The organism is Nitriliruptor alkaliphilus DSM 45188, assembly GCF_000969705.1.
GTDB lineage: Bacteria > Actinomycetota > Nitriliruptoria > Nitriliruptorales > Nitriliruptoraceae > Nitriliruptor > Nitriliruptor alkaliphilus.
In genome coordinates this window covers 4,334,998-4,360,923 of the sequence record NZ_KQ033901.1, presented here as the reverse complement: position 1 = coordinate 4,360,923, position 25,926 = coordinate 4,334,998, and the positions used below count along the sequence as shown (strand labels likewise).

Genomic DNA, 25,926 nt, shown 5'->3' with positions numbered 1-25,926 from the left:
TTCGGTGGTCGTCCCGTCAGTGGGCGACCGGGTCGAGGTCGACGGTCTCGGTGAGGACGAGCCAACCGTCGTCGGGTCCGAGGCGGCTGGTGACGTAGCGCGTCCGTTCGGCGTGCAGGTCGTCTCCGTCCCACAGTCGGAAGACCACCCGCCACGCCGCTCCGGTGTCGGAAGCGCCGTGCAGTTCGAGCGTCACGAACTCGACCGTGCGCTGGACGCCATCCGGAGGGGGATCGTCGGTCCAGATGCCGCCGGTCCGTCCGGGTGCGTCCGGGTGGAGCCACCCGTGGTGGCGACGGTGGCGGATGTCGGCGTCGTCGGCCGTGATCCGGTAGGCGGCCTCGAGGTAGCCGACGACCGCGGCCTCGGAGGTCGCGATGATCGCGCTCGGACGTCGCGGGAGCGGTCCGAGCGGTGGTTCGTCGAGCCAGACGTCGTGGCCGCGTCCCGTCGTCGCGTCCTCGTCTCCGTGAAGGTCGTGCGGACCATGATCGTGATCGTGGTGTCGTTCTGGCCCGGTCACGGTCGACACCCTCGCGTCGTCGTGGTCCTCGTCGACGACCGCCTCGACGTGCTCCGGAGCTGCCGGTGCGACCGCGATCCACGCGACGAGCCCTCCGGCCGAGACCCCGATCGCCGTGAGGATGGCCAGCGGGACCGACGGGCCGCTCATGACCTCACGCTCACGTGGAGGTGGTCGAAGTGGCCGCCGGTCACGTCTGTGGGGTCGTAGATGCCTGCACCGCGGTACGGCCGCCAGGTTCGGTGCCGTTCGTGCCAGATGTGGCCGTCCCAGACGAGGTACCGGATCGCCAGGGCATCCGCGTGGGCCGTGAGCCAGGTCGCCATCGCCCAGCCCGCTTCCCGCTCGCCGTCGGTCGGTGCCCGCCCGATCGCGCCCACCGTGAGGTCACAGGCGCGACCGAACGGGTGGTCGGACGCCGGGTTCGGGCGCGTTCCCCAGCAGGAGACGGGCCACGGCCACTCCCAGAGCGCGTCGATCTGGGCGACGAGGTGCGCGGCCGTCGCCGTGACGCAGCCCCCGGTGCCCGTCGGATCGGGTAGGTCGCAGCCGCCGGACCCCGGGGCGCGCGCTGGGGCACCGGCCACATCGGTCAGACCGGCCAAGCGCACGCTGCCGTCGGGACTGCTGATCCGGCCCATCACCGCCCGGACGCGCGCGACGTACGTGGCCACGGTGCGGGCGCACTCGTGGCCGCAGCCGGCGTCCCCGGGGCGGGGGAGTCCGGTCTCCGAGGCGAGCACCCGCCGGCATCCGGCCACGTGGCACACGGCCGCCGCATCCAGGGGGTCGATGGGCTTGCCGGTCTCGGCGATGTGCGCGGTGATCGTCCGCAGGCGGTCGCACATCCACGGGATGGCCGTCGCTAGGTGCGCGTCGGGATCCCAGACCGGGTGGGCCGCCGACGGAAGAGCCGCACGGGACCACGCGACGCCGGCACCCCCAGCCTCACCCCACGAGCCAGGCATCATCTGGACCAGCCCCGCTGCGCCCGCGGAGGAGAAGGCACGCGGGTCCCACGAGGACTCGACCGTCACCACGGCGTACAGCCAGCCGATCGGCATCTCGGGGCACTCGGCGAGGAGCCGCTCCGTCTCGGGGAGCAGCTGGACCGCCAGGGGTGGCAGCAGTCCGAGCAACACCGGTGGTCCGACCCATCGATCCTCGGCATCCATCGCGGGCACGAGCACGATGAGCAGTGCCACGACGAGCGCCGTGGCGGCCGCGACGATCCGCCGGCCCACCGGGTCGGCCCTCCCCTCCGCCGGCCGGGCCGGGCCGGCCTCACCCGATCGACGGTCGCATGCGGGGGTTCACAGGGACTTCGCAGCGGCTTGGCGGGGGCGGCGGTGGAGCTCGGGTCGTCTCGGTACGTCCAGGTTCAGGCGGCGGTCGCCAGCAGCCAGACGGTCCAGGTGCTCAACACCCCGGCGAACGCGATCTGTACGAGTTGGACGACACGGGCCGGGAGCCGCAGCTGGCGGCCGACGACGCGGGCATCGTCACCTCCCTGGATCGGCGTCCGGAGCGCCCGGAGGTCGCGACGGGTCGCCGTCACCGCGAGCGCGACCAGCATCGCCACGACGACGACGACGGTCCACGGTGCGACCGCGTCGTGCAGCGCCCCCCACGCCAGACCCGCCAGGCCGACCGCGATCAGCAGCGACCACGGGCTGCGTGCCAGCACCGCGACCGTCAGCCCGACGGCCGCGAAGCTCCACAGGACCGCCTCCGGATCGACGAGCAGGAGCAGTTGGGCCCCGACGGCAGCGGTCGCCGCCGTGGCTGGCACCCCGGCGAAGGCGACCGCGGCCAACGCCAACCGGCGCGCCGGCGTCGGTCTGCCCACCCACCTGGCCGTCGCGTGGCCGGACGCGTCGTGGCGCAGCACGATCCCGCTCGGCCGTGCCCCCAGGGCCGCGGCGACCACGGTGTGCCCGAACTCGTGCAGCAACGTCACGACCTGACCGACCAGGCGGTAGCCAGGGCGGACCGACGCCACCGCCACACCGACCCCGACGCCGCCGGCCACCACCGGCCACGCCAGGACGATCTCGCTCCGTGGTGTGGCCTCGTCCACACCGACCGCAGCCAGTAGGGCGTCGACGACGTCCAGCAACAGCTCACCCCGACCGGCCACCAGCAGGCCGGCCGCGACCAGGACGAGCAGCGCCAGCACGCGCACCAGGATCCACATGCCGGCAGTGTCGCTGGCGATGTTGGCTGGCACCGCCGTTCGACGTACCGCGAGCGGCGTCTCAGTGAGCGGAGCTCGCCGGGGGGCGCGCCGGAGCCGCCGCGGCCGCTTCGTGGTTCGCCGCGAGGTCGACGCGCCGTCGGCGGAGATCCGCGGTGAGCAGCGTCGCGTCTCGGGGGACGAACGCGGTCGCCTCGTCGAGCAGGGACCAGGCGGCCGCGTGGTCCTGTGAGGCCGAAAGGACGGCTGCCAGCGAGCTACGCCACCGCACCTGGGCGGGGATGCTCTCGTGGGGAGCGCGGCGACGGCTGCTGTGCGCGAGCTTCATCGCCTGATCCACCTGCCCCCGTTGGCTGAGGATCTCGGCGAGTCCGGCCGCGAGCTGCGCCTGCTGGTCGGCCTCCGCGAACCCGTCCGCCAGGGTGAGCGCCTCCCGGAGGTGGACCTCGGCGCGTGCGCTGTCACCGGCGGCCAGCTCCACCTCGCCAGCCCGTTGCGCGACGAACATGATCGGTCGGCGCATCTCGGGTCGTCGCTCGAGGAACCGTTGCGCGCGCGCGATGGAGCCCATGGCTGCGGCAGGTTCGCCGCGCCGGACGTGGAGACGTGCCATCTCGGCGAGCACGCCCGGGTGGTGCTCGCCGTCCAGTTCGGCCAGTTCCAGGCACTCAGCGAGGGCCTCATCGGTCGGGGTCGGGCCCTCGACGAGCGCGAGGGCGAGCCACCACCGTGCGGCGAGCCGTTCCCGCAGGTTCCCACTGCGCTCGGCCGCGATGAGACCGTCGCGGGCCACGGCCTCCATGCGGCGAGGCTGGGCCCGGCGCAGCTCGATCAGCCCGAGCAGGTAGCAGGCCTGAGACTCCAGCGCGTCATCGCCGTCGGTCCGAGCCTGTACCAGTGCCCTGGCTGCGATCGACCCGAGGTCGTCCATCGGGATCGGATCCGGCCCGGTGATGAGCCGGATGCGTGCCCGTTCGAGGTGCAGGTGCGACGTTCGCCGGTGATCGCCTGTGCGCCGTGCATCCGCGAGCGAGCGCTGCAACCGGTCGTCGGCACCGTCGTGGCGGCCGAGCATCAGGTCGATCTCGGCCAGGCGGTCGTCGACGAGGTCGTGCTGGGGATGACCGGGTGCGAGCAGCCGCTCGGCCTGAGAGAACAGCTGCTCGGCCATCCCCGCGTCGTAGTGGCGGTCGTAGACCTGTGTGCCGGCATCCGCCAGCAACTCACCAGCGCGGGCTGCCAGGGTGCGGTCACGCTCGTCAGAAGGGGTCGCTGCCGGGTGTGCTCCCTCGAGGTCGAGCGCCGGATCGTGCGCGAGGATCGCGAGGTGGAGTTTGCGCAGTTCCGGTCCGGGCTCGACCCCGAGGTGCTCCACCAGCGTGCGCCGTGTTCGACGCCACACCTCGAGCGCGTCGGCCTGCCTCCCGGATCGGTAGTGCGCCAGCATCAGCTGCGACGCCAGCCGCTCGCGGTAGGGGTGCTCGGTCACCAAGGTGTCGATCTCGCCGCTGACCTCGTGGTGACGACCGAGCGCGAGCTCGGCATCGAGGCACGCCTCGTAGGCGCTCAGCCGCACCTCCTCCAGGGCTGCGGCCTCGCTGATCGCCGCTCCGGCGAGCTCGACACCGGTCAGCGCCCCGCCACGCCACTGTGTGAGCGCATCCCGGAGCAGTGCGGCCCGCTCCTCGCCCGACACGGCGGCAGCCCGGTGGACCATCGTCCGGAACCGGTGGGCATCGACGTGGTCGGCTGGCACGTCGAGCAGGTACCCACCGGGCCGAGTGACCAGGACCCGGGGCGCCGTCGCCACACCCGGGTCGGGCTCGAGCCGCTTCCTCAGCCCGGACACCAGCCCGTGCAGCGCCGTGACCACGGTCGCCGGTGGCGACGACCCCCACAGCTCGTCGACCAGCCGTTCGACCGGCACGGTCCGGCCGACCGCGAGCGCGAGGAGCGCCAGAAGTGCCCGCGAACGACCACGAGGCACGTCGAGCGGGACGCCGTCGCGGCACACTTCGAGCGGGCCGAGCAGCCTGACCTCGAGGCGGCCGTCCACACCAGCTCCTACGCCGGCGCCCGCGACCGCCTTAGCGGCTCGTTAGCCAGCCCATCCAGTATGCGTCGTGGGCGGATGGACCGCCATGGGGGCCCCTCGCTGGGACCCCGCCCGGGTAGCTGGAGGCGCATCATGAGCGAACCGTTCATCTTCATCGGCACGCACCGGCTCAAGGAAGGCAAGCGCGAAGCCTACGAACAGCACGTCGCCGACTTCGCCCGCTTCATCGACGAGCAGGAACCCCAGCTTCAGGTCTTCACCTTCTACCTCGACGAGGACGCGGAACACGTCAGCGTGGTGCAGGTGCACCCCAACGCCGAGTCGATGGGCCTGCACATGCAGATCGCCCACCAGCACATCGGTGACGCCTACACCGACTACCTCGAGGAGACGGTCTCGATCCAGGTCTTCGGTGAACCGACCGACGCGGTGCTGACCATGATGCGCAAGCTCGCCGGTGACGGGGTTCCGGTCAGCATCCAACGCCCCTTCGCCGGGTTCGACCGGCTCCGCGCGCCAGCCACGGGCTGACACGATCTACCGGACGGCACCTCGAACGCCAGACCGCCGACGAACGTGGGGTGATGGGAGGCCACGGGTGGACATCGAGCAGTTCAAGGCCGTCCAGCGGCAGGTCTGGTCGGAGGGTGACTACCGGCCGGTGGGACGCCTGCTCGAGCCGGCAGCAGACCTCCTGGTCCAGGCTGCAGGCGTGGCGGCGGGTCAGCGGATCCTCGATGTGGCGACCGGTGCCGGCAGCGTCGCCGTGCTCGCCGCACAGGCCGGCGCGGACGTCGTCGGGGTGGATCTCACCGACGCCTGGTTCGGTGAGGCCCGTCGCGGTTCGACCGAGGCGGGAGTCACGGTCGAACTGGTGACCGGCGACGCGGAGGAGTTGCCGTTCGATGACGCATCCTTCGACGTGGTCCTCTCCAGCTTCGGGGCGATCATGGCGCCCCGCCACGAGGTCGCCGCGGGCGAACTGGTGCGTGTGTGCCGGCCGGGCGGCACCATCGCGGTGACCGCGTGGATCCCCGGTGGCACCGCCGATGTCACCTTCTCGCCGCTGTCCACGCAACTACCGCCGCCCCCGCCGTTCGTGACGCCCTTCATCCGATGGGGCGACCCAGACCACGTGCGCGCGCTCTTCGCCAGCCACGACGTCACGCTCGAGCTCCAACGCCATGACTTCCCCGTGCGGTTCGCATCGAACGCGGCGTTCGAATCGTTCGCGCTCGAGAACTCAGGAGGCTTCAGCAGAGCACGTCAGACGCTCAAGGCGATGGGCCGGTGGGACCGGGTCCACGCCGACTTCCGGCGCGCGGTCGAAGCGTCGAACGAGGCCGAGGACGGTACCTACCGCACGTCGTGGGACTTCCTCCTCATCCTCGCCCGCAAGGCGCCACGCGAACCTCGACCGAGCTGACGCCGGTCCGGGCGAGCTCCTGGTGTCGGCGACGCCGGGCTACGGTCCGCGCCTCCCGAGCCGCGAGGAGGCAGCGTGACCAACCAACCCCCGTTCCTCGCGCTCGGTGGTCCGCCGGCCACACCGGGGGTGGTCCACCTCGTCGGCGCCGGACCAGGCGACGTCGGGCAGCTGACGCTGCGTGCGGCGCAGGTGCTGTCGACCTGCGACGTGGTCGCCTACGACCGGCTCGCCCCCGCCGAGGCGCTCGCGCTGGTGCCCGACCACGCCGACCTCATCGACGTCGGGCGGCGCTACGGCGACCCCGGCGTCGGCCGCGACGAGGTCGACACCCTGCTGCGCGAACGCGCCGCAGCCGGCCACGCCGTCGTGCGGCTCAAGGGCGGCGACCCGTTCGTCTTCGGGCGTGGGGGAGAGGAGGCCGCCGCCTGCGCCGCCGAGGGCATCCCCGTCGAGGTCGTACCCGGCGTCACCTCCGCGGTCGCCGTCCCCGGCGCCGCCGGCATCCCGGTCACCCACCGCGGTGTCGCCACCGGCTTCGCGGTCGTCACCGTGCACGAGGACCCGACCAAGCACGCCGCCCAGATCGACCACCAGGCCCTCGCAGCGTTCCCGGGCACGCTGGTCTTCCTCATGGGCCTCCGCCGCGTCGCCCCGGTGTGCGAGCAGCTGATCGCCCACGGCCGCGACCCGGGCACGCCCGCCGCCGTCGTCTCCGCCGGCACGACCCCACGGCAGCGCACCGTCCGCGCCACCCTCGCCACCCTGGCCGACGCGGTCGCCGCCGCCGACCTCCAGCCACCGGCGATCATCGTGGTCGGCGACGTCGCCGCCCTGCCCGACCTCGTCGGCCGCGAGGTGCGACCGCTCCACGGTCTACGGGTCGGGCTGCCACGGACCCGCCGCCGCGGCAGCGATCTCGCCGCCCACCTGCGGTCCGTCGGCGCCGACGTCGTCGAGGTGCCCCTCGCGCGAGAGGAACCCGGTGACGTCGCCGCCATCGGCCGGGCCGCCGCTGACCTGCTCGCCGGTCGGGTGGACGAGGTGGTGGTGCTCGACGCCGCGGGGCTCGAGGTCGTGCTCGCCGCGGCGGTCGACCTCGGCGGTGACGCCCGCGCGCTGGCGGGTGTCCGGCTCACGGTCGTCGGCCGCCGCACCGCCGCTCAGGTTCGCCGCGACCTGCACCTGGCCGCCGACGTCACGGTCGGCTCGGCGGGGGAGTTGGCGGACCTGCCGGACGCGGCGCCCGACCGCCGGGTCCTCGTGCTCGGGCCCGACGCCGACCTCCGCACGCGTGATCTGCTGCCGGACGCCACCGCCGTCACGACCTCGCGGCTGCGGCCCCAGCCCGTCCCCGACGTGCACGTGGACGTGTGGCTCGTGCCAGCCTCGCGGCTCGTGCCGCTGCTCGCCGAGGCCTACTCCGACCCGCGGGTGCCGCTGGTCTCCATGGGCCCGGTGACCTCCGCCGCCCTGCGCGACGCGGGGCTGGAGGTCGCAGCGGAGGCGGCGGCCGCCACCCCTGTCGCCGTCGAGGACGCGCTCACCTCGCTCCTGCGACGCGATGGCGGTAGTGGCTGGACAGCATCACCCGCGGAGGACTAGCGTCGCCGTCACGTTCGATGTGACGCCAGGAACGCGGTGAGAATCCGCGACGGTCCCGCCACTGTGAACGGGGAGTACGCCGTCCCACGAGGGTGACCTCGCGGCGACGATGAGCGGTCACGGGTCCCTTACGGACCTGGAAGGCCGGACGGCGTGCGGTGATCCGTGAGTCAGGACACTGGTCCGCATCTCAGCCCACCGGGGTCGTGGTCAGCTCCCGGGGAGGTACCCACCGTGTCCGACGTGTCCGTCGCCGTGCGCGCCCGCAGCGAAGTGCTGCCCGCCGCCCTCTGGATGCTGGCGCTCAGCGCCGTCATCGCCCTCGTCAGCTTCGAGCAGGGGGTGCTGACCGCCGGGTCGCCCGTCCTGCACGAACTCTTCCACGATGCCCGGCACCTGCTCGGGTTCCCCTGCCACTGAGTCGTGCTGACCGAGCACATCCGTCGCGGCCTCGCGGCAGGGTTGCTCGCCGGTGTCCTCGCAGGGGTGTTCGCGTTCGTGGTCGGGGAGATCCCCGTCCGCGAGGCGATCGTCCTGGAGGAAGCCGGTGAGGCAGCCCTCGCCGATCACCCCACCGCGGGTGAGAGCGACCCCGAGGCGGAGTTCCCCGTCCCTCGTACGACCCAGCAGGCCCTCCTGCCGGTGGCGACCGCCCTGGTCGGCGCCGCGTTCGGTGGCCTGTTCGGCCTGACCCTCCACCTGCTGCGCCCTCGGCTGCGGGACCCCGATCCGTGGCGCACGCCGCTGCGCCTCGGTGCCGTGGCCTGGCTCGCGTTCGTGGCCGTCCCGCTCGTGGTCGCACCGCCCAACCCGCCGGCGGTCGGTGACGGCGACGCCATCGCCGCACGCTCGGGCTGGTACCTCGGTGCCATCGCCGCGAGCCTGCTGCTCAGCGCCGCCCTGTGGGCGCTCGCGCGTCGGTGGCGGCCGGCCGGCTGGTCAGCCGGGGAGCGCAACGTGGCGGTCGGCGCCCTCGGCGTGCTGGCCTTCGGCGCGCTGATCTGGGCGCTGCCGGTCGAAGCGGCGGCGGGTGACTTCCCGGCCGATCTGCTGTGGCAGTTCCGCCTCGCCGCCCTCGGGACCCAGACCCTGCTATGGGTCAGCCTCGCCGTGTCGTTCGGGTTGCTGAGCTCCCGTGCCGCCGAACGGGTACCTGCGTGAACGAGCGGACCACGCTGCTGCTGGTGCGCCACGCACCGACGCCCGTGACGCGCGCGTTCCGCTTCCCGCTGGACGAAGAGCTCGACGACCACGGACGGCAGCTGGCCACGGGACTGACCGGGAAGCTGCGCGCCGTCCGGGCGGTGACCAGCGGCGCCCGCCGCTGCCGCGAGACCGCCGCGATCGCCGGCTTCCCGGACGCGGAGGTCGACCCCGACCTGGCCGAGCTCGACTTCGGCACCTGGGCCGGGCAGGACCCTCACGACCTGTGGAAGCAGGACCGTGCCCGCCTCGAGGCCTGGTACGCCGACCCGGCCAGCGACGCCCCGGACGGCGGCGAACGCTTCGATGGTCTGCAGCAGCGCGTGGTCGGCGTCCTCGACCGGCTGGTCGCGACGGGCGAGCGCACGGTGGTCTTCACCCACGGCGGTCCGATCAAGGCGGCCGTGCTGCACGCCCTCGACGCACCGCCGTCGGCGATGTGGCGCATCGACGTCGCACCGTGCTCGGTGACCGAGCTGCACGGCCGGCCCGGCGGCGGGCTGACGGTGGCCAGCTGCAACGTCCCCGTCGGAGCGGTGGCCCCGTGACCGCGCCCCCCGTCGCGTTCGGCCTGGTGCTCGGCAGCGCCGCAGACGTGCTGCTCGCCGACCCGGCCCGGTTCCACCCCGTCGCCGGCTTCGGGCGAGCGGCTGCCGCGGCGGAGCGGGTGACCTACCGCGATCACGAGGTGGCCGGAGCGATCCACGTCGCAGCCCTCGTCGCCACGGCCGTCGCGGTCACCGCCGACCTGCAGCGTCGCCTGCCGCCCAGCGGCCGCCTCGCCCTGACCGCTGCCGTCACCGCCACGGCGCTCGGCGGCACTTCGCTGCACCGGGTGGCCGAGGACCTGGTCGACCGCGTCGAGGCCGGCGACCTCGACGGTGCGCGCGACCGGCTGTCGTGGCTGTGCGCCCGCGACCCGGCGGACCTCGACGCCGGCGAGCTGTGCCGGGCGACCCTGGAATCGGTCGCGGAGAACACCTCCGACGCGGTGGTCGGCACGCTGGTCTGGGGGGCGCTGCTCGGCCCCGCTGGGGTGATCCTCCACCGGACGGCCAACACCCTCGATGCGATGGTCGGCTACCGCACCACCCGCTACCGCCGGTTCGGCTGGGCCGGCGCACGCCTGGACGATCTGCTCGGCCTGGTCCCGGCGCGGCTGACCGCGCTGCTGACCGTCGCCCTCGCTCCCGTCGTGGGCGGGCGGCCCCGGACCGCCCTCGCCACGTGGCGCCGCGACGCCGCCGGCCACCCGAGCCCCAACGCGGGGCCGGTCGAGGCCGCCACCGCCGGGGCGCTCGGGGTCCGGCTCGGGGGGAGCGCCAACCGCTACGGCGACGTGGTCGATCGTCGCCCCGCGCTCGGCCACGGACGCTCCCCGTCGCCCGACGACGTCCGGGCGGCGGTCCGCCTGTCGCGGTCGGTCTGCCTCGCCGCCCTGGCCATCGCCGTCGTCCTGGCCGCGCAGGTCGAACGGGGGCGCCGGTGAGCGGCGCACTGCTGGTGACCGGGACCGCCTCCGACGCGGGCAAGTCCGTCGTGGTCGCAGGCCTCTGCCGGTGGCTGGCCCGCGAGGGCGTTCGCGTCGCCCCGTTCAAGTCGCAGAACATGGCGCTGAACTCGGCGGTCGCCGACGACGGGGCCGAGATCGGCCGCGCCCAGGCGGCCCAGGCGGAGGCTGCGGGCGTGCCGAGCGAGGCCGCCATGAACCCGATCCTGATCAAGCCGACGGGGGAGCGGCACAGCCAGATCGTGGTGATGGGACGGCCCGCGTTCGACGCCGGCGCCCGCGACTACCACACCCGCCGCGGCGAGCTGTTCCCCATCGTGCTCGACGCCCTGGCCGACCTGCGCCGCCGCCACGACGTGGTCATCTGCGAGGGGGCCGGCAGCCCGGCCGAGATCAACCTGCGTCCGCACGACGTGACCAACATGGGGCTCGCGCGCGCCGCCGACCTGCCCGTCCTGATCGTCGGCGACATCGACCGGGGCGGGGTGTTCGCCGCGCTGTACGGCTGCATCGGTCTGCTCGAGCCCGCCGACCAGGCGCTGGTCACCGGCACGATCATCAACCGTTTCCGTGGCGACCCGGGCGTCCTGGCCCCCGGCGTGCAGCAACTCGAGCAGCTGACCGGCCGGCCGAACCTCGGGGTCCTGCCGCACCTCGACGGGCTGTGGCTCGACGCCGAGGATTCGCTCGCCACCGACCGCGGCGTGCCCACCAGCCCGCCGCTCGGCGACGACGTCCTCGACGTGGCGGTCCTCCGCCTGCCGCGGTCCTCGAACGTCACCGACGTGGACGCCCTGGCCGCCGAACCCGGTGTGCAGGTGCGGTTCACCACCGACGTCGCCGACGTCGACCGCGCCGACCTGGTCGTCGTGCCCGGCACCAAGAACACGGTCGTCGACCTCGGGTGGCTGCGGGTGCGCGGTCTGGACGTCGCGCTGCAGCGACGTGCCGCTGCCGGTCGTCCGATCCTCGGGATCTGCGGCGGCTACCAGCTGTTCGGCCGCACGATCCACGACGAGGTCGAGTCGCGTGTCGGCACCGTCGACGGGCTCGGCCTGCTGCCGGTCACCACCCGGTTCGTGGCCGACAAGCTGCTCGCCACGCGGACCGGTACGAGCCCGCGGTACGGCACGGACGCCCGCGGGTACGAGATCCGCCACGGCCGCGTCGAGGTCGCGGGTGGCGACGCGTGGCTCGCCCACCCCGACGGCACGCCCGAGGGGTGCGTGGTCGGCCACACCTTCGGGACCTCGTGGCACGGGGTGTTCGTGCACGACGGGCTCCGCCGCGCGTTGCTCGGTGAGGTCGCGGCCGCCGCCGGCCGCGCGTGGGTGCCGGGGACCGAACCGTTCGCGGCCGTCCGCGCCCGCCACCTCGACCGCCTCGGTGACCTCGTCGCCGACCACCTCGATGCCGCCGAGTTGCGTCGGATCCTCGACCACGGCCCACGCCGTCACCTCCCCGTCGTCGCCCCCGGCGGCGCCCCCACACCCGCCCCGATCCCGGAGCCCGCGTGACCACCCTCGTCCTGCTCACCACCGCCGACACCGAGGTGCTGGCCGCCGCCGGCGCGGTCGACCGGCTGCCGTCGGACGCGCCGAACGTCCGGGCCCGCAACCCCGCGAGCGCGCCGCACGACGATCCGGACGCCCTCGACGCGTGGCTCGAGGACGTGCTCACGGACGCTGCGGTCGTGGTGGTCCGGCTGCTCGGTGGCCGCGCCGCGTTCCCCACCCTGTTCGACGGGCTCGCGGACCGCTGCGAAGAGCGCGGCGTGCCGCTGATCGCTCTCGCGGGTGAAGCCTCGCCGGACGCGGAGCTGACCGACCGATCGACCGCGCCGACCGCGGTGGTCGCCGAAGCGTTCGAGTACCTGCGGGCCGGCGGGACGGTCAACACCGAACACGTCGTCCGGTTCCTGTCGGACACGCTCCTGTTGACCGGGCTCGGGTTCGACCCGCCGGCCGCGCTGCCCGACCACGGCACCTACCACCCGCGGAACCCGGACCCGATCGCCGCGATCGACCCGGACCGGCCGCTGATCGGCGTGGTCTTCTACCGCTCGCACCTGACGTCCGGGAACACCGGTTTCGTCGACGACCTCATCACCGCCATCGAGACGACGGGCGCGCAGGCCATCGGGCTGCACTGCTACTCGCTGCGGCCCGAGGCCGACGGTGAGGTCCCGTTGCTGCGCACGCTCCGCGAGCGCGGTGTGCAGCCGGATGCCCTCGTCCTGACCGTGCTGGCCACCGGCGGCTCGTCGGCTGCGGACGCCGACGCGTGGCAGGCGACGGCGCTGACCGCCCTCGACGTCCCCGTGATCCAGGCGCTGACCTCGACCTCGTCGCGTGACCGGTGGCTGGCCAGCGACACCGGGCTGTCGCCGATGGACACCGCGATGCAGGTCGCGCTGCCCGAGTTCGACGGGCGCCTGATCGCGGTGCCGTTCTCGTTCAAGGAGACCACCGACCACGACGACCGCGTCGGCGGTCCCGTGGTCCGCTACGTCACCGACCCCGAACGCACCGCTCGGGTCGCGGGGCTCGCGGTGCGTCACGCCGAGCTCCGCCACCGCCCGAACGCCGACACGCGGGTGGCGCTGGTCCTGTCCAACTACCCGACCAAGCACAGCCGCATCGGCAACGGTGTCGGCCTCGACACCCCGGCCTCGACCATCCGGATCCTGCGGGCCCTGCGTGCTGCCGGCTACGACCTCGGCGCCGACGTGGACGAGCGGCTGCTCGAGGACGGGGACGCGCTGATCCACGCGCTCATCGCCCGTGGTGGGTTCGACGAGGAGTTCCTCACCGAGCAACAGCTCGCCGAGGCGGAGGGGCTGCTGCCGGTCGCCGACTACAGCGCCTGGTTCGCCACCCTGCCGGCCGACCTGCGGGCCGCCGTCCAGGACCAGTGGGGCCCACCACCGGGCGAGGTCCTGGTCACCCCCGACGGTCAGCACCTGGCGACCGCCGCCCTGCGCTTCGGCAACGTCATCCTGGCGATCCAGCCGCCGCGTGGGTTCGGTGACGACCCGGTCACGATCTACCACAGCCCCGACCTGCCCCCGACCCACCAGTACCTGGCCAGCTACCACTGGCTGACCGCCGGGTTCGGGGCCCACGCGATCGTGCACGTCGGCAAGCACGGCACGCTCGAGTGGCTGCCCGGCAAGGGCGTGGGGCTGTCGGCGTCCTGCGCGACCGACGCCGCTCTCGGCGACGTGCCGCTGTTCTACCCCTTCGTGGTCAACGACCCCGGCGAAGGCACGCAGGCCAAGCGCCGCGCCCACGCCACCGTCGTCGACCACCTCGTGCCGCCGATGATGCGGGCCGAGACCTACGACGAGCTCACCCAGCTCGAGCAGCTGCTCGACGAGTACGCCGAGCTCGAGCTGCTCGACCCGACCAAGCTGCCCGCCATCCAGCAGCAGGTGTGGGAGCTGCTCGTCGCCACCGACGTGACCACCTCGCTCGGGGTCGGTGACCGGCCCGAGGACGACGACGCGTTCGGCGAGCTGATCACCCACGTCGACGGCTACCTGTGCACCGTCAAGGACCTGCAGGTCCGTGACGGGTTGCACGTGCTCGGGCTGCCACCCGAGGACGAGCAGCTGCGTGGCCTGACCGGCGCGATCCTCCGCCTGCCCCAGGGCGAGGTCCCGGGGCTGCGCCAGGTGGTCGCCGCGTGCTTCGGGATCGACGAGTCGGCGCTGCTGACGGACGGCGGCCGACGCGTCGACGACACCGTCGGCCTGGACGACGAGGCGCTCGACCTCGAACGGCTGCGCGACCTCGCGCCCGGTCCGGTCGCGACGCGTGGCGACGTGCTCGACCGTGTCGACCACCTGGCACAGGCGCTCCTCGCCGCGTTGCACGAACGAGGGTGGGACGCAGCGACGGTCCCGGCCGCGCTGGCCGACGTGCTCGGGCCGCAGGCGCCGGGCGAGGACGACGGCCGCTGCGCAGCCGTGGCCGGCGTGCTGCGCTTCGCCTGCGACGAGGTCGTACCGCGGGTCCGCGCCTGCGACGGCGAGGTCGACGCGCTGCTGCGCGGCCTGGCCGGACGGCACGTGCCCGCCGGCCCGTCGGGGTCACCGACCCGCGGACGCCTCGACGTCCTGCCGACGGGGCGCAACTTCCACTCGGTGGACCCCAAGGCCCTGCCGAGCCGCCTGTCCTGGCAGGTCGGCCAGCAGCTGGCCGACGCGCTGATCGAGCGTGAGGTCGCCGAGACCGGCGAGGTGCCCCGCAGCGTCGGCATCGTGGTGTGGGGGACCGCCAACATGCGCACCCACGGCGACGACGTGGCCGAGATCCTCGCGCTGCTCGGCGTCCGGCCGGTGTGGCACCCCGAGACCCGCCGGGTCATCGACCTCGAGGTGATCGACCTCGACCAGCTCGGTCGCCCCCGCGTGGACGTCACGGTCCGGATCAGCGGGTTCTTCCGCGACGCGTTCCCGAACCTCGTGGCGCTGATGGACCGCGCGGTCGAGCTGGTCGCGGCGCGGGGCGAGGATCCCGACCGCAACCACGTCCGCGCCCACGCGCTGGCGGACCGGGCCCGCCTCGAGGCCGAGGGGGTGCCGGCTGCCGAGGCGGAACGCCGCAGCACCTCGCGGATCTTCGGGGCCAAGCCCGGCGCCTACGGGTCGGGGCTGCTGCCGTTGATCGACGCGCGCAACTGGCACGACACCGCCGACCTGGCCGAGGTCTACACCGTCTGGTCCGGGCACGCCTACGGCCGCGGTCTCGACGGCGTCCCCGCCCGCGGGGACCTGCACGCCAACCTCGCGCGGGTCTCGGTGGCGGTCAAGAACGTCGATACCCGCGAGCACGACATCCTCGACTCCGACGACTACTTCCAGGAGCACGGGGGGATGGTCGCCACCATCCGGCACCTGACCGGCACGGCCCCGCGCGCCGTCATCGGGGACTCGAGCGACCCGGCGTCACCGAAGGCACGGGACCTGTCGCAGGAGACCGACCGCATCTTCCGCGCGCGTGTGGTCAACCCGCGGTGGATCGCCTCGATGCAGCGTCACGGTTACAAGGGCGCCTTCGAGTTGGCCGCCACCGTCGACTACCTCTTCGGCTACGACGCCACCACCGGGGTCGTCCCGGACTGGCAGTACGCGACCCTGGCCGAGCGCTACCTGCTCGACGGCGACGTGCGCAAGTTCCTGGAGACCTCCAACCCGTGGGCGATGCGGGGGATCGCCGAGCGGCTGCTGGAGGCGGCGCAGCGCGGGATGTGGCAGGAGCCCGACCCGGCGCTGCTCGCGCAGGTCCAGCAGGTGCTGCTCGACGTCGAGGGCGACCTCGAGGACCGCGGCGGCGATGTCGGGGGTGGCGTGTGACCTACCCCTTCAGCGCCGTCGTCGGCCAGGACCGCCTCACCCTCGCGTTGCTGCTCGGTGCGGTCGATCCCCGGGCGGGCGGCGTCCTCGTCCGGGGCCACAAGGGCACCGCGAAGTCGACCGCGGTCCGGGGGCTGGCCGCGCTGCTGCCCGCCATCGACGGGGTGGTCGGCTGCGGCCTCGGGTGCGACCCGCAGCAGCCGGTCGAGCTCTGCACGCCCTGCCGCGACGGGGACCGCCGGACCGAACGCCGGCCCACGCCGCTGGTCGAGCTGCCGGTCGGCGCCAGCGAGGACCGCGTGGTCGGCGCCATCGACCTCGAACGCGCCCTGACCGACGGGGTCCACGCCTTCGAGCCGGGGCTCCTGGCCGCCGCCCACCGCGGGATCCTGTACGTCGACGAGGTCAACCTCCTCGGCGACCACCTCGTCGACGTCCTGCTCGACGCCGCCGCCAGCGGCACCCACCGGGTCGAACGCGAGGGCGTGTCCGTCGTCCACCCGGCACGGTTCCAGCTGGTGGGCACCATGAACCCCGAGGAGGGTGAGCTACGCCCGCAGCTGCTCGACCGCTTCGGCCTGAGCGTCGAGGTGACCGCCCCGACCGACCCGGTGCTGCGCGCCGAGGTGGTCCGGCGTCGCCTGGCCTACGAGGCCGACCCGACCGCCTTCGCGGACGCGTGGCGCGAGGCCGACGCCGCCCTCGCCGAACGGGTGGTCGCCGCGCGCGCCGCGCTGCCCGCTACCCGGCTGTCGGAGGGGTGGCTGACGCGGCTGGTCGAGGTGTGCGCGGCCCTCGAGGTCGAGGGACTGCGCGCCGACATCGTCGCGGCGCGGACCGCCATCGCCCACGCGGCCTGGCACGGCCGGCCCGAGGTCACCCGCGCGGACGTGCGCGCGGCCTGCCTGCTCGCGCTGCCGCACCGTCGGCGCCGCGGCCCCTTCGACGACCCCGGCCTCGACGAGGACGAGCTCGACCGGCTGCTCGGCGACGACGACCCCCCACCGCCGGACCGTCCGCTACAGGAACCGCCGGCCGACCAGCCGACGGGGACGGACGGGCAGGCACGGGGCGATGGCCCGGCAGACGGGACGGACCGACACGGCGACGCGGACGTGCCCGAACCGGTGGGAGAACCGGCGCGGGGGGACGCCGGGCCACCGCCCGCCGCGGCCGACGGCAGCGACGGTGGCGAGACGGCCGGTGACACGCCCACCGACACGCCCACCGACGGCGAGCCCGCGACCGACGGGGGAGCGCCGGACGCTGGGCCTGCCTCGCCCCCGCCCGTCACGGGCGCCGGCCCCGCCGGTCGTGCACCGCGGCTGGTGCTCGCCGACGTCGGCACCGGCGGCGCGAGCGGCCGACGGAGCCCCTCGGCGGGGGACCGAGGTGCGACCGTCCGGTCGCGGCCGCTCCGACCGGGGGAGCAACCGGCCGCGCACCGCCTCGCCGTCGCCGCGACGCTGCGTGCCGCCGCGGTCGCCGGCCGCGTCGGCACGACCCCGCACCGCAACGACCTGCGCCACCAGGTCCGCCGCGGCCGCGAGGGCAACCTCGTGGTGGTCTGCCTCGACGCCTCCGGCTCCATGGGCGCCCGCCAGCGGGTCGCCGCGGTCAAGGGAGCGGTGCGCTCGCTCCTGCTCGACGCCTACCAGCGTCGCGACCTCGTGGCCCTCGTCGCCTTCCGCGGGTCCGGCGCGGACCTGCTCCTGCCGCCGACCGCCAGCGTCGACGTCGCCGACCGCCAGCTCGCCGAGCTGCCCACCGGTGGCCGCACGCCGCTGGCGGCCGGGCTGGAACGCAGCGCGCAGGTGATCGCCACCGCGCAGCGCCGTGACCCCGATCGGCGGCCGCTGCTGGTGGTGGTCACCGACGGCCGGGCCAACGACGGTGCCGACGCCCTCGCCCGGGCGCACGGCACCGCGCACGCCCTCGCGGGCCGCGGGGTCGCCTCGATCGTGCTCGACACCGAGGACGGCTTCGTCCGGCTCGGTCTGGCCGGACAGCTCGCCGGCGCGCTGTCGGCCCCCTGCGTCGCGCTCGACGAGCTCGCCGCCGCCCCCATCGTCCGCATCGTGCGCGCCGCCACCGGACGTGCCGACCGAGGAGACGCCGCGTGACCACACCCGACCCGACCTCCCCGGGGCCCACCATCCCGGAGTCCAAGACCAGCGACTACGACGGTGCCACCCCGGAGGCGACCGCCGACACCCAGCCGCGCCGCCGCAAGCGCGAGACCCCGCTGCTGATGGTCCACACCGGCACCGGCAAGGGGAAGTCCACGGCCGCCTTCGGGATGCTGCTGCGGGCCTGGAACCAGGACTGGCCGATCGCGGTGTTCCAGTTCGTCAAGTCCGGCAAGTGGCGCGTCGGTGAGCAGGCCGCGGCCGAGAAGCTCGGCGGCATCGACTGGTTCAAGATGGGCGACGGCTGGAGCTGGACCTCCCGCGACCTCGAGGAGTCCGCCGACCTCGCCCGCGAGGGGTGGGCCGAGGTCAAGCGCTGCCTCGCCGAGGAGCGCTACCGCTTCTACCTGCTCGACGAGTTCACCTACCCGATGCACTGGGGGTGGATCGACCCCGAGGAGGTGGTGGAGACCTTCCGGCAGCGTCCCGGGTGGCAGTACGTCATGGTCACCGGCCGCCACGCGCCGCAGCCCCTGATCGAGGCGGCGGACCTCGTCACCGAGATGGTCAAGATCGCCCACCCGCTCGACCAGGGGTGGCGCGGGCAGAAGGGCATCGAGTGGTGACCCACCTGCCCCGCATCGTGGTCGCCGGCACCCGTTCGGGGGTCGGCAAGACCACCGTGGCCACCGGGCTGATGGCGGCGCTCGCCGCCCGCGGCCACCGGGTGTCGGGCCACAAGGTCGGACCGGACTTCATCGACCCCGGCTACCACGCCGTGGCGACGGGCCGACCGCCCCGCAACCTCGACGCGTTCCTGCACCGGCCCGAACGCATCGGTCCGCTGCTGGCGCACGGCGCCGCGGGCTGCGACGTCGCGGTCATCGAAGGGGTCATGGGCCTGTTCGACGGGCGCGCGGCGGACGACGAGGCGTCGACGGCCCACGTCGCCCGGCTGGTGGCCGCCCCGGTCCTGCTGGTCGTGGATGCCGGCGCCGCGTCACGGTCGGTCGCCGCCGAGGTCCACGGGTTCGCGACCTTCGATCCCTCGATCCGCCTCGCAGGCGTGATCCTCAACAACCTCGGTTCCGCGAGCCACGAGGCGCTGGTGCGCGAGGCCCTCGCCCCGCTGCGGATCCCCGTCGTCGGCGCGATGCACCGCCGCGACGAGGTGGCCACCCCGTCCCGCCACCTCGGCCTCGTGCCCGCCGCGGAACGGGCCGCCGACGCACGCGCGGCCGTCGCGGCCCTCGCCGAGGTCGTCACCAGCTGCGTGGACCTCGACGCCGTCCTGCACCTCGCCCGGTCCGCATCACCGCTCGACAGCGACGTCTGGTCCGCGGCCGACGCGATCGGTTCACCGGTGGACGGGCGCCCACGGATCGCCGTGTCCGGCGGGGCGGCCTTCACGTTCGTCTACGAGGAGCACCGCGAACTGCTCGCTGCGGCCGGGGCGGACGTCGTCGTGCTCGACCCGCTGCGGGACGAGAGGCTGCCGCCCGGCACGGCCGGGCTGTACCTCGGCGGGGGGTTCCCCGAGGTCCACGCGGCGCAGCTCGCCGCCAACACCGCCCTGGCCGCCGACGTGCGCCGGCTCGTCGCGGACGGCGGCCCCGTGGTCGCCGAGTGCGGTGGCCTGCTGTACCTGTGCCGCGACCTCGACGACCAGCCGATGACCGGGGTCCTCGACGCCAGCGCACGGTTCACCGACCGGCTCACGCTCGGGTACCGCGAGGCGACCACGGCCACGACCGGCGCGCTCGGTCCCGCGGGCAGCGGCGCCCGAGGCCACGAGTTCCACCGGACCGAGGTCACGCCCCGTGCCGGCGACCGGCCGGCCTGGCACCTGACGGGCCGCCGGCCGCTCGGCGCCGAAGGGTTCAGCGAGGGGCTGGTGCACGCCAGCTTCCTGCACGCCTCGTGGGTCGGGACCCCGCACCTGGCGCGGGCCCTGGTGTCCGCGGCCGCGCGCAACGTCCGGGTGGAGGTGCGCGCGTGACCGCCACCCTGATCGGGGTCGGCGTCGGGCCGGGCGACCCCTCGCTGCTGACCATCGCCGGTCGTGACGCGCTGCTGGCCGCCGACGCGATCGTGGTGCCGGTCGCCGAGGTGTCCACCGACGGGCAACCGGGCTACGCCGAGCGGGTCGTCCGCGCCCACGTCCCGCACGCCACCGCGATCACCCGCGTCCCGTTCGCCTTGGAGGACCCCGAGCGGCGCGCCAGCTGGGTGGCTGCCGCCGAGCGCATCGTCGCCGCACTCGGCACGGACGGGACCGTGGCGTTCGCGACCATCGGCGACCCGAACGTCTACAGCACCTTCAGCCAGCTCGTGCGTGAGGTCCGTGCCCTCGCCCCGGAGGTCCAGATCCGCACCGTCCCCGGGATCACCGCGATGCAGGACCTGGCCTCCCGCAGCGGCACCGTCCTGCTCGAACACGACGAGCGCCTGACCCTGCTGCCCATCACGGCGGGGACCGAACACGTCGCGGCGGCGCTCGCCGACAGCGACACCGTCGTGCTCTACAAGGGCGGCCGCCGGCTGCCCGAGGTCCGTCGCGTCATCGCCGAGGCGGGACGGCTCGGCGACGCCGTCTTCGGGGCGCGGCTCGGCCTGCCCGACGAGACGGTCGCGGACGCCGTCCCCGACGCGCCCGCGCCCTACCTGTCGACCGTCCTCATCGTCCCCGACCGGGAGACCCGCCCGTGACCACCACCCCGCCTGCCACCACGACCCCGCCCGTGAGCGCCGGTCCCACCCGCGCCAAGGTCTGGTTCGTCGGCGCCGGCCCCGGTGCGGCCGACCTACTGACCTTCCGCGCCGCGGCGGCCATCGCCGAGGCGGACGTCGTGGTGTGGGCATCGAGCCTGGTCCACGAGGACGTGCTCGCCCACGCGCGGCCCGACGCCGAGATCCTCGACTCCAAGGTCCTGACCCTCGAGGACGTGCAGCACGTCTACCGCCTCGCGGTCGACGAGGGGCTGGTCGTCGCCCGCATCCACTCGGGCGACCCCGGCGTCTACGGCGCCGTCCAGGAGCAGATCGAGCGTGCGGACGCCCTGGGGCTGGCGTGGGAGATCGTCCCGGGGGTGACGTCCGTGGCCGCCACCGCCGCGGTCGCGGGGCGCGAGCTGACCGTCCCCGAGGTCGCCCAGTCGGTCATCATGACCCGCCTCGCGACGCGCACGCCGATGCCTCCGGGGGAGGAACTGGCGGCGCTCGCGGCCCACGGCACCACCATGGCCCTGTTCCTCTCCGCCTCGCGCGGCAAGCGGCTGCAGGAGGAGTTGCTGGCCGGCGGGTACGCGCCGGACACCCCGTGTGTCGTCGGCTACCGCGTGTCGTGGCCCGACGAGCAGGTCGTGACCTGCGAGCTGCACGAGCTGGCGGCCACGATCCGCGACCTCGGTGTGACGATGCACACCATGGTGCTGATCGGGCCTGCGCTGCGCGGCGGCGGGACCCGCAGCCACCTGTACTCGCCGGGCTTCAGCCACACCCACCGTCCGCAAGTGGGCGCACCGTCGTGACCACACGTCCCCCACCACCTGCGGCACGGGCCGGCCCCGTGCACGCCGGGGCGTCGCGTCGACCACCGCCCGCAACGGAGCGACCGTTGGTCGAGCCCGACCTGCCCCGGACCGCCAAGGTCCGCGACGGGAAGGCGCTGCGTACCGGGTTCACGACCGGGACCTGCGCGACGGCGGCGACCAAGGCCGCTCTGCTGCTGCTTGTCACCGGCCGCGCCCCGCGCCAGGTCGACGTGTGGCTGCCCGTCGGCCGCCGCGAGGAGTTCGCCGTCGAGCGGTGCGGGTTCGTCGACGGCGGCGCCACCGAGGCGGTCGTGATCAAGGACGCCGGCGACGACCCGGACGTCACCCACGGGGCGCACCTGACGGCGACCGTCGCCTGGGCCGACGAGCCGGGTTTGCACCTGTGGGGTGGTGACGGCGTCGGCGTGGTGACCAAGCCCGGCCTCGGGCTGGAGGTCGACGGTCCCGCGATCAACGGCACGCCGAGGCAGACCATCCGCATCGCGGTCGAGGAGGTCGTCGACCCCGCGCAGCGCGGGTTGGACGTGGTCATCTCGGTGCCGGGCGGCGAGCAGATCGCCAAGCGCACCACCAACGGCCGGCTCGGCATCCTCGGCGGGATCTCGATCCTCGGCACCAGCGGGATCGTGCGCCCGTTCTCCACGGCGTCCTGGCGCGCCTCCGTCCTGCAGGCGATCGACGTGATGGCCGCGCAGGACGCCCCCGCGTGCGTGCTGTCGACCGGCGGGCGGACCGAACGGGCGGCGATGCGGCTGCGGCCGGACCTCGACGCCGGGTGCTTCATCGAGGTCGGCGACTTCACCGGCGCCGCGGTCGAGCGGTGCATCGAGCGAGGCGTGCCGTCCCTGGTGTTCGTCGGGATGGCCGGCAAGCTCGCCAAGCTCGGTGCCGGCGTGATGATGACCCACTACACGCGCTCCCGGGTCGACACCGGCTACCTCGCTGAGGTCACCGAGCGGGCCGGCGGCGACGCGGCGCTGGTGGCGTCCGTGGCCGCCGCGAACACGGGCCGGCACGCCTACGAGCAGTGGGTCACCGCCGACCTCGCCGCGGCGGCGGGCACCGTGCTGTGCGAGGACGTTGCGGCCAACCTCGCCGGCTGGGCGGCCCACCACGGCGGGACCCTGGACACCGCGACCGTGCTGGTCGACTTCGACACGCTGGCCCCCGTGGCCTGGAGCACGTCCGCCGACGCGTGGATCGGCGCCCGCGACCCCCGTCCCGCCGAGGGGGAGGGCGACCGTGGCTGAACGCATCGAAGTCATCGGCGTCGGCCCGGACGGGCGGCTGGCCACCGAGCTGCCAGGCGACGTGTCGCTGGTCGCCGGTGGGGCGCGCCACCTGGAGCGGTTCGCGCCGCCGGGCGTCGCCACCTGCGTCATCGGCGGCGACCTCGACCAGGTCGCCGGGGCGCTCGACGCGGCGGTGGGGACCGCCGTCGTGCTGGCCTCCGGCGACCCCGGGTGGTTCGGCATCGTGCGACGGCTCGGTCGCGACCTCGGTGCCGACCGCCTGCGGGTCCACCCCGCCCCCTCGTCCGTGGCCGGGGCCTTCGCCGCGATCGGGCTGCCGTGGGAGGACGCGACCGTGGTCTCGGCCCACGGCCGGGCACCCGGCGCCGCCATCGCCGCCGCGCTCGTCGCCCCGAAGGTCGCGGTCCTGACCGCACCCGACCGGTCACCGGCCTGGCTCGCCCACACGCTCCTCGCCGCCGGCTGCGGCCCGCGGACCGTGGTGGTCGCCAGCCGGCTCGGTCACGACGACGCGGTGGTGCAGCGCACCGACCTCGCCGGCGCGGTGGACCTCGAGGTCGCCGACCCCAACGTGGTGCTGGTCCTCGACGAGGCACGGCTCGCCCGGATCGGTGCCGCCACCGTCCGCGGCCACGGCCCGGTCGGGCTGCCGTGGGCTCGCGACGCCGACGCCTTCGAGCATCGCGACGGGCAGGTGTCCAAACCCGAGGTCCGCGCGCTGGCGCTGGCACGCCTCGGCGCGGGGCCGGGTCGGCTGCTGTGGGACGTCGGCTGCGGGTCCGGCAGCGTCGCCGTCGAGGCCGCCGGCCTCGGCGCCGGCGTGATCGCGGTCGACCGTGACGCCGACCAGGTCGCCCGCACCCGCGCCAACGCGGACCGGTTCGGCGTCGGCGTCGGGGTCGTGCACGGGCCGGCACCTGCCGTCCTCGCCGACCTGCCCGACCCGGACGCGGTGTTCGTCGGCGGTGGCGGTCCCGACCTCGCGGCCGTGCTCGACCTCGTCCTGGCCCGCACCCGCGACCGGGTCGTGGTCGCCCTGGCCACGCTCGAACGCGCCGGGCCGGTGCTCGCCCGGTTCGACGCGGCGGGATGGGACGCCGGCGGTGAGCTGGTCCAGGTCCAGGACCTCCGGCCCCTCGCCGACGGCCACCGCCTCGTGCCTCGCAACCCCGTCCTGCTGATCTGCGGAGGTCGTCGACCGTGACCCACCCACGCACCGTCGTCGTCGCGGCCACCGCGACCGGCCGCGACCTCGCGGTCGACCTCGCCCGGCACCTCGGCGCCGACCTCGCCGACGGCCGTCCCCGCGACGCGATCGCCGCGTCGTGGTCGCGCGCGGACGCGCTGGTGCTGGTCGTCGCGGTCGGTGCCGCGACCCGCCTGGTCGCGCCGCACCTGACGGACAAGCACGCCGATCCCGCGGTGGTGTGCGTCGACGACGCCGGCCGCTTCGCCGTCCCCCTGGTCGGCGGCCACGAGGGCGGCGCCAACGCGCTGGCCGAACGGATCGCGTCCCACCTCGACGCCACACCCGTGGTCACCACCGCCTCGGAGGCTGCCGGGTGGCCGAGCCTCGGCGAGCTCGGCGCCCGGACGGGGCTGCGGGCCGAGGGGGATCTGGCGACGGTGGGCGGCCACCTGCTCGGCGGGGGAGCGGTGCGGGTCGTCCGCGATGCCGCCTGGCCGCTCGGACCCCTGCCCTTCGCTACGACCGACGACCCGTCCGCCCCACTGCTGCACCTCACCGACCGGATCGCCGCGACGCCGGGACCCGTCCCGACGGTGCGCTACCGCCCACCCTCACTGGTGGTCGGCGTCGGTGCGTCCCGCGGGGTCTCGGCGCAGGAGGTCGGCGACCTCGTCGACACCGCCCTCGCCGACGCCGGGTTGTCCCCTGCGGCGGTGCACACCGTGGCGACCGTGGACGCGAAGGCCGACGAGGTCGGGCTCCTCGAAGCCGTCGCGGACCGCGGGTGGCCCGTCGTGTGCCTGCCGGCCGAGCAACTGGCGGCCACACCCGTCCCGAACCCGTCGGACGTGGTCCGCGCGGCCGTCGGCACACCGTCGGTCGCGGAGGCCGCTGCCCTCCACCTCGGCGGTGACCTGGTGGTCGAGAAGCGCCGCACGGCGATGGCCACCGTTGCGATCGCGCGCCGACCGGCCCGCGGACGGCTCGTGCTCGTCTCCCTCGGACCCGGGGCCGAGGACCTCGTCACCCCACGGGCCCGCGCCGAGCTCGCCGACGCCGAGGTCGTGATCGGCTACGGCCCGTACGTCGACCAGGCCGCGGCGTTCACCCGGCGGGGCGTCCGGCTCGAACGCTTCGGTCTCGGCGAGGAGGTCGCCCGCGCGGAGCGGGCGGTCGCGCTCGCACGTGCCGGCCACGCCGTCGCGCTGGTCGGATCCGGCGACGTCGGCGTCTACGCCATGGCGTCACCCACCCTCGAACGCGTCGGGGACGACGTCGACGTGTCGGTCGTCCCCGGGGTGACCGCCGCCCTCGCGGCCAGCGCCCTGCTCGGAGCGCCGTTCGGGCACGACCACTGCAGCATCTCGCTGTCGACCCTCCTGACCCCCTGGGAGGCGATCGAGCCCCGCATCGAAGCCGCAGCCGCCAGCGACCTGGCGATCGCGTTCTACAACCCGCGCAGCCGTGGCCGGGACTGGCAGCTGGCCGAGGCCCGTCGGATCCTGCTCCGGCATCGACCGCCCACCACGCCCGTCGGGGTGGTGCGCGACGCCGAGCGTCCGGACCAGGAGGTCGTGCTGACCACCCTCGGCGACCTCGACGTCGACCAGGTCCAGATGACCACCGTGGTCCTGATCGGCACCTCGATCAGCCGGGTCGTCGCCGGCCGCATCGTCACCCCCCGGGGCTACGCCGGTGACGCCACGGCGGAGGTGCCCGCGTGAGCTTCACCGTCCTGACCTCGTGCACCGCGTGCGGCGCGTGCCTGCCCACCTGTCCCGAGCGCTGCATCCGGGTCGCTCCCCGAGGCACCGGGGTCCCGCTGCTGGTGCTCGATGACCGGTGCACCGGCTGTGGTGAGTGCGCCGAGGTGTGCCCCGCCGAGGCCATCGTGCCGCTCGCGGAGCTGCTGTCGTGAGGCG

Annotated in this window: 22 protein-coding genes and 1 riboswitch; of the genes, 18 read left to right on the top strand and 4 right to left on the bottom strand. The window is 74.7% G+C overall.

All coding sequences use genetic code 11. The features are described from left to right. Window positions 1-16 precede the first annotated feature (16 nt). From NITAL_RS20120 to NITAL_RS20105, 4 genes are all read right to left on the bottom strand, one after another. Window positions 17-673: a hypothetical protein gene (locus tag NITAL_RS20120; RefSeq protein ID WP_052668046.1), complete on the bottom strand. Its 657-nt coding sequence runs from the start codon at window positions 671-673 to the stop codon at window positions 17-19. Next, window positions 670-1,767: a lytic transglycosylase domain-containing protein gene (locus NITAL_RS20115; RefSeq protein ID WP_052668043.1), complete on the bottom strand. Its 1,098-nt coding sequence runs from the start codon at window positions 1,765-1,767 to the stop codon at window positions 670-672. Before NITAL_RS20115 ends, NITAL_RS20120 begins: the two co-directional genes overlap by 4 nt. A 137-nt stretch (window positions 1,768-1,904) precedes the next feature. Continuing rightward, window positions 1,905-2,753 carry a M50 family metallopeptidase gene (locus NITAL_RS20110; RefSeq protein ID WP_052668042.1) on the bottom strand — a complete coding sequence of 283 codons (849 nt, stop codon included), beginning with the start codon at window positions 2,751-2,753 and terminating at the stop codon, window positions 1,905-1,907. Between the two features lie 28 nt (window positions 2,754-2,781). Continuing rightward, the gene (locus NITAL_RS20105; RefSeq protein WP_052668040.1) at window positions 2,782-4,776 is read right to left on the bottom strand and encodes an AfsR/SARP family transcriptional regulator; all 1,995 of its coding nucleotides are present in this window, start codon (window positions 4,774-4,776) and stop codon (window positions 2,782-2,784) included. A 132-nt stretch (window positions 4,777-4,908) separates the two neighbouring features. Between NITAL_RS20105 and NITAL_RS20100 the strand changes: the two genes are divergently transcribed. The 18 genes from NITAL_RS20100 to NITAL_RS20015 all read left to right on the top strand — a co-directional run bounded on the left by NITAL_RS20100 (window position 4,909) and on the right by NITAL_RS20015 (window position 25,922). Beyond that, a complete protein-coding gene (locus NITAL_RS20100) occupies window positions 4,909-5,307 on the top strand; it encodes a putative quinol monooxygenase (protein ID WP_052668039.1) in 399 nt (132 codons plus the stop codon). A 67-nt stretch (window positions 5,308-5,374) separates the two neighbouring features. Further along, on the top strand, window positions 5,375-6,202 hold the full coding sequence (locus NITAL_RS20095; RefSeq protein WP_052668037.1) for a class I SAM-dependent methyltransferase: 828 nt from the start codon (window positions 5,375-5,377) through the stop codon (window positions 6,200-6,202). 75 nt (window positions 6,203-6,277) lie between these two features. Beyond that, a complete protein-coding gene (gene cobA / locus NITAL_RS20090; RefSeq protein WP_052668036.1) occupies window positions 6,278-7,807 on the top strand; it encodes a uroporphyrinogen-III C-methyltransferase in 1,530 nt (509 codons plus the stop codon). 26 nt (window positions 7,808-7,833) lie between these two features. Beyond that, window positions 7,834-7,988, top strand: a riboswitch (cobalamin riboswitch). A 53-nt stretch (window positions 7,989-8,041) separates the two neighbouring features. After that, the gene (locus NITAL_RS20085; protein ID WP_052668034.1) at window positions 8,042-8,227 is read left to right on the top strand and encodes a CbtB domain-containing protein; all 186 of its coding nucleotides are present in this window, start codon (window positions 8,042-8,044) and stop codon (window positions 8,225-8,227) included. Between the two features lie 3 nt (window positions 8,228-8,230). Then, the gene (locus NITAL_RS20080) at window positions 8,231-8,968 is read left to right on the top strand and encodes a CbtA family protein (protein WP_052668032.1); all 738 of its coding nucleotides are present in this window, start codon (window positions 8,231-8,233) and stop codon (window positions 8,966-8,968) included. Then, entirely contained in the window at window positions 8,965-9,558 is a 594-nt protein-coding gene (locus NITAL_RS20075; protein ID WP_052668030.1) for a histidine phosphatase family protein, read from the top strand. The genes NITAL_RS20080 and NITAL_RS20075 overlap by 4 nt, the downstream gene beginning before the upstream one ends. Continuing rightward, window positions 9,555-10,499 (top strand): cobalamin biosynthesis protein, encoded by a 945-nt coding sequence (locus NITAL_RS20070; protein ID WP_052668028.1) that lies wholly within the window; start codon window positions 9,555-9,557, stop codon window positions 10,497-10,499. Before NITAL_RS20075 ends, NITAL_RS20070 begins: the two co-directional genes overlap by 4 nt. After that, the gene (locus NITAL_RS20065) at window positions 10,496-12,037 is read left to right on the top strand and encodes a cobyric acid synthase (protein ID WP_052668025.1); all 1,542 of its coding nucleotides are present in this window, start codon (window positions 10,496-10,498) and stop codon (window positions 12,035-12,037) included. Before NITAL_RS20070 ends, NITAL_RS20065 begins: the two co-directional genes overlap by 4 nt. Beyond that, entirely contained in the window at window positions 12,034-15,879 is a 3,846-nt protein-coding gene (cobN, locus tag NITAL_RS20060; protein ID WP_052668023.1) for a cobaltochelatase subunit CobN, read from the top strand. The genes NITAL_RS20065 and cobN overlap by 4 nt, the downstream gene beginning before the upstream one ends. Then, complete coding sequence (locus NITAL_RS20055; protein WP_052668020.1) at window positions 15,876-18,002, top strand: magnesium chelatase subunit D family protein; 2,127 nt, start codon at window positions 15,876-15,878, stop codon at window positions 18,000-18,002. The genes cobN and NITAL_RS20055 overlap by 4 nt, the downstream gene beginning before the upstream one ends. A gap of 128 nt (window positions 18,003-18,130) precedes the next feature. Beyond that, entirely contained in the window at window positions 18,131-18,634 is a 504-nt protein-coding gene (gene cobO, locus NITAL_RS20050) for a cob(I)yrinic acid a,c-diamide adenosyltransferase (RefSeq protein WP_052669845.1), read from the top strand. Continuing rightward, window positions 18,631-20,007: a cobyrinic acid a,c-diamide synthase CobB gene (locus tag NITAL_RS20045; protein ID WP_083441816.1), complete on the top strand. Its 1,377-nt coding sequence runs from the start codon at window positions 18,631-18,633 to the stop codon at window positions 20,005-20,007. The genes cobO and NITAL_RS20045 overlap by 4 nt, the downstream gene beginning before the upstream one ends. Next, entirely contained in the window at window positions 20,004-20,717 is a 714-nt protein-coding gene (gene cobI, locus NITAL_RS20040; RefSeq protein WP_052668015.1) for a precorrin-2 C(20)-methyltransferase, read from the top strand. Before NITAL_RS20045 ends, cobI begins: the two co-directional genes overlap by 4 nt. Before the next feature lie 32 nt (window positions 20,718-20,749). Beyond that, window positions 20,750-21,538 (top strand): precorrin-4 C(11)-methyltransferase, encoded by a 789-nt coding sequence (gene cobM, locus NITAL_RS20035; protein WP_083442262.1) that lies wholly within the window; start codon window positions 20,750-20,752, stop codon window positions 21,536-21,538. Window positions 21,539-21,576: 38 nt separating this feature from the next. After that, window positions 21,577-22,812 carry a cobalt-precorrin-5B (C(1))-methyltransferase gene (locus NITAL_RS20030; RefSeq protein ID WP_083441815.1) on the top strand — a complete coding sequence of 412 codons (1,236 nt, stop codon included), beginning with the start codon at window positions 21,577-21,579 and terminating at the stop codon, window positions 22,810-22,812. Continuing rightward, entirely contained in the window at window positions 22,805-24,019 is a 1,215-nt protein-coding gene (gene cbiE / locus NITAL_RS20025; protein WP_169786906.1) for a precorrin-6y C5,15-methyltransferase (decarboxylating) subunit CbiE, read from the top strand. Before NITAL_RS20030 ends, cbiE begins: the two co-directional genes overlap by 8 nt. Further along, complete coding sequence (gene cobJ, locus NITAL_RS20020; RefSeq protein ID WP_052668010.1) at window positions 24,016-25,728, top strand: precorrin-3B C(17)-methyltransferase; 1,713 nt, start codon at window positions 24,016-24,018, stop codon at window positions 25,726-25,728. Before cbiE ends, cobJ begins: the two co-directional genes overlap by 4 nt. After that, a complete protein-coding gene (locus tag NITAL_RS20015) occupies window positions 25,725-25,922 on the top strand; it encodes a 4Fe-4S binding protein (RefSeq protein ID WP_052668008.1) in 198 nt (65 codons plus the stop codon). The genes cobJ and NITAL_RS20015 overlap by 4 nt, the downstream gene beginning before the upstream one ends. Window positions 25,923-25,926 lie beyond the last annotated feature (4 nt).